General features: G+C 72.4%; 6 protein-coding genes. All 6 read left to right on the top strand.

Annotated features, from left to right (window positions below; translation table 11 throughout):
• A partial coding sequence (locus AOK18_RS08690) for a hypothetical protein (RefSeq protein WP_338119102.1) occupies positions 1–339 on the top strand: 339 nt, incomplete at its 5' end.
• A gap of 479 nt (positions 340–818) precedes the next feature.
• Complete coding sequence (locus AOK18_RS08685; RefSeq protein ID WP_055574754.1) at positions 819–1,184, top strand: gas vesicle structural protein GvpA; 366 nt, start codon at positions 819–821, stop codon at positions 1,182–1,184.
• A 506-nt stretch (positions 1,185–1,690) separates the two neighbouring features.
• Positions 1,691–2,239: a TetR/AcrR family transcriptional regulator gene (locus AOK18_RS08680; RefSeq protein WP_055574752.1), complete on the top strand. Its 549-nt coding sequence runs from the start codon at positions 1,691–1,693 to the stop codon at positions 2,237–2,239.
• 26 nt (positions 2,240–2,265) lie between these two features.
• Positions 2,266–4,434: an MMPL family transporter gene (locus AOK18_RS08675; RefSeq protein ID WP_055574751.1), complete on the top strand. Its 2,169-nt coding sequence runs from the start codon at positions 2,266–2,268 to the stop codon at positions 4,432–4,434.
• Positions 4,435–4,924: 490 nt separating this feature from the next.
• Positions 4,925–5,119 (top strand): zinc ribbon domain-containing protein, encoded by a 195-nt coding sequence (locus AOK18_RS30520; protein WP_074995262.1) that lies wholly within the window; start codon positions 4,925–4,927, stop codon positions 5,117–5,119.
• 69 nt (positions 5,120–5,188) lie between these two features.
• Positions 5,189–5,482 carry a hypothetical protein gene (locus AOK18_RS08670; RefSeq protein ID WP_055693919.1) on the top strand — a complete coding sequence of 98 codons (294 nt, stop codon included), beginning with the start codon at positions 5,189–5,191 and terminating at the stop codon, positions 5,480–5,482.
• The last annotated feature ends 615 nt before the right edge of the window (positions 5,483–6,097 follow it).

The raw sequence follows: 6,097 nt of genomic DNA, 5'->3' as shown, positions 1-6,097 counted from the left end.
CCGCCCGCCCAACGCCTCCTCCGCGCGGCCGGCATGACCGCACACGACCAGGAAACCTCCCGGACCGACCAGCAGGTCATGGATCGACTGGTACCCGTCTGGCTACGGGAGATGGAACGACACGACGCCGACGCGGCGCGGCGGGCGCACTCGCACTGGGACGACGGCACGCTGCCGGAGGACACCGCGCGTGACCTGGCGACCTGGGTGACCGCCCGCATCACGGACACCGGCTTCAACGAGGAGGAAGGACCGGATGTCACCGGTCCGGCCCGCATCACCCCGGCGGACAAGGAGAGCGTGCACCGGTGGCTCGCCGAGCGGGGGCACCGGATCTGATCCTCCCCGCCTCCCCGGGTGATCCCGAGGACGGGGCGCGCGCCGGCAGTGGGGTGGACCGGCGCCGCGCGCGGTCGGCCCCGCCGGTATCCCGTCCGGTCGCGGCACGCCGCCGCGCACGGCCCCCTCGGGGAACGGTTCACGGCGCGGCGCACCGCTCACCGGTGACCGCGCCCGGCGGACCACGCGGGGAAGCACGCGGATCGGCCGTGAGGCGGGGGCGCGGAGGACGGCACCCGCGCGGGTGACACGGCGCGGCACCGACCACCGTCGGCCGGGTGCCGCGGGCGTGAGCGCGCGGTTACGGGTTATCCGAGTCGTAGACGGCAGGGCGATCGGCGCGCGGGGAGATGCCGGCCCTCAGGCAGCCGGAAGCCACGGGTCCTCCCGGAGCCGTGGCCGCCCTTCCGGGCGCCGGCGGGCGGCCACGGGGGAACCGCCGGGCGGGACCGCAGGGGACGAGGAAGGGGCTGATGGCGATGACGGTGATGACGCAGCAGGGCGGTGGGGGAGGCTCCAGCGGCCTGTACGACGTACTCGAACTGATTCTCGACCGAGGGCTGGTGATCGACGCGTTCGTGCGGGTCTCCCTGGTCGGCATCGAGATACTCAAGATCGACGTTCGGGTCGTGGTGGCCAGCGTCGACACCTACCTGCGCTTCGCCGAGGCGTGCAACCGCCTCGATCTGGAAGCGGGACCGCGCAAGCCGGCCGGGCTGCCCGAACTCCCGGGACGGATGAAGGAGTCGGGGGCCCGGGGCGCGACTAAGGGAGTCCTCTCCGGCGCCGCGCAGACGGTGTCCGAGGCCTTCCAGCGGGCCCGCGACGAGACGCGGCAGAAGTAGGAAGCTTGCACGCAGGGGGTGCAGCGCGGCGGGCGGACGGTGCCGGCGCACCGGTTTCTCGCCGGACTCCGGGGGCGGCGAGCGGAAGGCGTGCGCGCCGGCGGCTTCAACGGGCCGGACGGCGGGCAGCCGGACGCCGAGCGCGAGGCCGTGGACGGCATCCGCGCCCCGTGGACCCGGACACGGGTGAGGGGAAGGACTTCGGCGTGTCGGGCAGGGTGCTCCGCACCCGCCGCAGGCCCCGCCCGCACCGGCTGCCGCATCCTGACGATGCCGTGAAGCGTCCCGGTCGCCCTTGAACGCATGCCGCCGGAGTCCCGACGCCCCGGCGCCCCGCCCTCCGAGGGCCGGTGCTTCCGTGCGCGAGCCGACGAAGCCCACCGCGTGTGCCTGCACCGGTCCCGCACGCCTCCCGTGCAGGCCCCGGACGGGGAGAGTGACGCAAGCCACAGGAACATACTGTCCGATCGGTCAGTCCTGACCGATCGGACAGTTACGGTGGGGACATGGCACGTTCCGCCTCCGCCATGCGCGGCCAGATCCTCGAATCGGCACTGCGACTGTTCGCCGTGCACGGCTTCCGCGGCACCTCGTTGCAGGACATCGCCTCCGACGCGGGCTGCTCGAAGGCGTCGCTCCTCTACCACTTCGCCGGCAAGGAAAAGATCCTCACCGAGCTGCTGACCCCGGCCCGGGACGCCCTCGCCACGCTGCTCGACCGCGTGGCCGGGCTGGAGGGCGGCCGGCTGGTGGAGGAGACCGTCGTCGGATACGTCGACCTGACGCTGCGGTTCCGCCGCGAGATCCGGCTTCTCTTCGAGGACATCGCCGAGATGTCCTGCCACCAGGACCTCAACGTCATGGAACTGGCGGACGGGCTGCTGGACGCGCTGGCCGGCCGCTCGCAGCGGGCACCGTCCCGGGTGGCCGCGTGGATGGTGCTGGGCGCCGTCTTCATCACCAGTGCCACCGACGACGAGGTGGCGCCGGACGAGGTGCTGCGTGCCGAAATGATCCGCAGTGCGCTGCGGACGCTTGACCACACCCCCAGTTGACCCCCTAACGGAAAGACCCCTCCTCCATGGCGACCTTGCTGTACCGGCTCGGGCGGTTCTCCTTCCGCAGGAAAGGCCGAATAGCCGCGGTCTGGCTGCTCCTGCTGATCCTGCTGGGTGTCGGAGCCGCCACCCTGATGGGCCCGACCAGTGACAAGTTCTCCATGCCGGGCACCGAGTCCCAGCGGGCGCTGGACGACCTCGACCGGCAGTTCCCCCAGGCCGGCGGAGCCACCGGCGCCATCGTCCTCGCCGCGCCCGAGGGCGAGAAGCTGGACCCCGCCGCGGTGGCGCCCGTGGTGAAGGAAGCCTCCGGGCTCGACGGCGTCATCGCCGCCATGGACCCGTTCCGGACCGGCTCCGTCTCCCAGGACGGCCGTTACGCCCTGATCCAGGTGCAGTTCGACAAGCCCGCCGACGAGGTCACCGACAAGCAGAAGTCGGCCTACGAGGCCGTCGGTGCCGACGTCGAGGACCTGCGGGTCGAGCACGGCGGTGAGGTCATGGGCGGCGACGTGGAGGTCGGCTCCACCGAGGCGCTCGGTGTGCTGGTCGCCGCGGTGGTCCTGGTCGTCACCTTCGGCTCGCTGGTCGCCGCCGGCATGACCCTGCTGAACGCGCTGATCGGCGTCGCGGTCGGCATGGCCGGCCTCTTCTCCCTGACCGGTGTCATCGAACTGACCTCCACCGCCCCCATCCTGGCGCTGATGCTGGGCCTGGCCGTCGGCATCGACTACTCGCTCTTCATCACCTCCCGCTACCGCCAGTACCTCACCGAGGGCCACGAGCCCGAGGAGGCCGCCGGCCGCGCGACCGGCACCGCCGGCTCCGCCGTCGTCTTCGCCGGCGCCACCGTCGTCATCGCCCTGGCCGGCCTCTCCGTCGTCGGCATCCCCTTCCTGAGCGTGATGGGCCTGGCCGCGGCGGGCACCGTCGCCGTCGCCGTGCTGGTCGCCCTCACCCTGCTGCCGGCCTTCCTCGCCTTCGCCGGCGAGAAGATCCTGCCGCGCAAGCAGCGCCACGCAGACGGACACGCCGCCGAGAACGGCACCGCCCCCGAGGGCTTCGGCTTCACCTGGGGCCGGATCGTCACCAAGCTGCGCGTCCCGCTCCTGATCGTCGGCATCCTCGGGCTGGGCGCACTCACCCTCCCGGCCCAGGACATGCGCATGGCCCTGCCGGACGCGGGCACCGCGGCCGAGGGTTCCCCCGCACGCGAGGCGTACGACCTGACGTCCGAGGGCTTCGGCGAGGGCTTCAACGGCCGTCTCATCGCCGTCGTCAACGGCGAGGACGCGCAGTCCACCGGAGCGGCGGCCGAGAAGGCCACCGCGCTCATCAAGGACACCGACGGCATCCTGACCGTGGCCCCGCCGCAGCTGAACGAGCAGGGCACCACCGCCCTGCTGACCATCATCCCCGAGGCCGGCCCGACCGCCGTCGCCACCGAGGACGCCGTCCACGACATCCGCGACCGGGTCGCGGACATCGAGGGCGCCGACATCGCCCTCACCGGCGCGACCGCCCTGGGCATCGACGTCTCGGAGAAGCTCGCCGACGCCCTGCCGGTGTACCTGCTGCTGGTGGTGGGACTGTCCATCCTGCTGCTGATGCTGGTCTTCCGGTCGGTCCTGGTGCCGCTGAAGGCAGCCCTCGGCTTCCTGCTCACCGTGGGCGCGACCTTCGGCATCACCGTCGCCATCTTCCAGGAGGGCCACCTCGCCGGCCTGGTGGGCGTCGACACCCCCGGCCCGCTGGTGAGCTTCCTGCCGATCCTGCTCATCGGCATCCTGTTCGGCCTCGCCATGGACTACGAGGTCTTCCTCGTCTCCCGCATGCGCGAGGACTTCGTCCACGGTGCCGGCCCGCAGGCGGCCATGGTCAGCGGCATGGGCCACAACGCCCGCGTCGTCACGGCCGCCGCGCTCATCATGACGGCCGTGTTCGGGGGCTTCGTCCTGATGGACGACCCGATCATCAAATCCATCGGGTTCGCCCTCGCCGTCGGCGTGGTCATCGACGCCTTCGTCGTCCGCATGACGCTGGTCCCGGCGGTGATGTCACTGCTCGGCCGTGCCGCCTGGTGGCTGCCCAAGCCCCTCGACAAGGCCCTGCCCGACCTCGACATCGAGGGCGAGAAGCTGAACCGGCAGCTGGCCGCGAGGACGCGCGAGGAGGACCCCGTCTCGGTCTGACCCGCGCACCGGCCGAACCTGGCCACACCCCGGAGGACGGGACCCGCACAGCGGTCCCGTCCTCCTCCCGTTCCCCCGCTTCCCTCACCTCCGGGGGACCGGGTCACGGCCACCCGCCCCGGCTCCCCGACCAGTGCGCGGCCCGGCCCTACGGTGCGACGAACTCGCCCCCGTCCGCCGGGCCGTACTCCGCATCACCGCCGTCCTCGTCCGGGCGCGACGCCGGCCAAGGCGCCGCAACTCCGTCATGCCTCAGCACCCGGTGCGCGGCAGCCGTCGGCAGCGGTCCCGCCGTTCGCCCGGATCCGGGGCAAGCGCCACGAGTCCCGCGGCGGGTCGGCCGCAGCCGGATCCCGTCCGGGACGCGCCCGCCACGTCAGCGGACTCCGGGACGGGAAAAGACGGATGAGGTTCTGTCATCCCCTGGCGCATCGACACCGGCGTCATGGGTACTCCGTATCCCTCACCGTCCGCCCCGACCCGGAGAGTCATGAGTCACCACACTGAGAACGAGAAGGGCAACCGGTTCTGCAAGGTGTGCGGTACGCCGGCCGAAGACGGGAAACTGTGCGGGCGCTGCGGTGCCGTACTGGACCTCCCCGACGATGCAGGGCTCGTCGAGGACCAAGGCGCGGCAGTACGGCGCGACTTCGAAGGACGCACCCAGGAGCAAGGGCCAAGGTGACCCGACCGGCGGAACAACAGGAACGAACCTGGACCGTTGAACGGCGTGCACGGGGGTATACGGGCCGGCATGGCATCCAAGACTGATCGCGTCACATCCCTGCGGGCCGTGCGGCAGCTGCATCGGATCCGCGCCTTCTACATGGCAGGCGTCCTGCTGTGGGCCGCGTCGACCGCCTGGACCGGCTGGCAGTCGCCCGGGAGCCGGCAGATGTGGGTGTCCGCCCTCCTCCTGGGCGTCTTCACCGGCCTCCTGCTCACGGCCTCCCTGTGGCTGCAGCGCCTCAAGGCCGCAAGCCCGGACACCCCCGCACACCACGCGGCGTCCCGGAGGGCGACCGCACCACGTCACGCGCATGCCTGACCGGTAGCACTCCGTCGGGCTCGGGCTCGGGCTCTGCCGGTGGCGAGTGGGCGGCCGCGGGCGGTGGAGGTGTCGGCCTGGCCTTGTATCAAATCCTTTATGCACTCAAGGATTTGATACAAGGCCAGGCCGACACCTCGGTTTCCGGTGCGAACCGCCGCAGGGTGCAGAAGGCCCGGGCGGCGGTGACGAGGTGACGTGGTGGTGCCGTACGCGGCCCTCGACCGGCCGACCCCGTCGGTCACCCGGGCCGTCCGGCGCCCCGGGTCACCGTCCGCCCCTTCCTCGGGCGGGGCAGCTCCCCCTCCAGCGGGCACGACGCGGTGCCGGTGGTCGCGCGCCGACCGTGGCCCGGCGGTTCGCCCGCTTGCCCGGCACTCCGCCGGTACGGCCGGGCCACCCCGGCCGAAACGGTGCCGCACTCGGAGAACGACACATCGTGACCCCCCGGCCCTCAGCGACGATCGCCTCACACCGTCTCCGGACGATCCGCCGCCTTCGCACCGGCGCCCCCTCCCGCGCCGCCCGGTTCACGAACTGCCGCAGGGCCTGCATGACGCCGTCCGGCAGCCGCTCGGCCTCGGGACGACGCGCAGGGGGAGCGCGGGACCGATG

The organism is Streptomyces prasinopilosus (assembly GCF_001419695.1).
Lineage (GTDB): Bacteria > Actinomycetota > Actinomycetes > Streptomycetales > Streptomycetaceae > Streptomyces > Streptomyces prasinopilosus.
The sequence above is the reverse complement of the archived record's forward strand: the minus strand, read 5'-3'. Positions and strand labels throughout refer to the sequence as shown.

Coding starts and splice junctions, on each gene's coding strand:
- AOK18_RS08670 (WP_055693919.1), top strand. CDS start 5,189: ATGGCATCCAAGACTGATCGCGTCACATCCCTGCGGGCCGTGCGGCAG.
- AOK18_RS30520 (WP_074995262.1), top strand. CDS start 4,925: ATGAGTCACCACACTGAGAACGAGAAGGGCAACCGGTTCTGCAAGGTG.
- AOK18_RS08680 (WP_055574752.1), top strand. CDS start 1,691: ATGGCACGTTCCGCCTCCGCCATGCGCGGCCAGATCCTCGAATCGGCA.
- AOK18_RS08685 (WP_055574754.1), top strand. CDS start 819: ATGACGGTGATGACGCAGCAGGGCGGTGGGGGAGGCTCCAGCGGCCTG.
- AOK18_RS08675 (WP_055574751.1), top strand. CDS start 2,266: ATGGCGACCTTGCTGTACCGGCTCGGGCGGTTCTCCTTCCGCAGGAAA.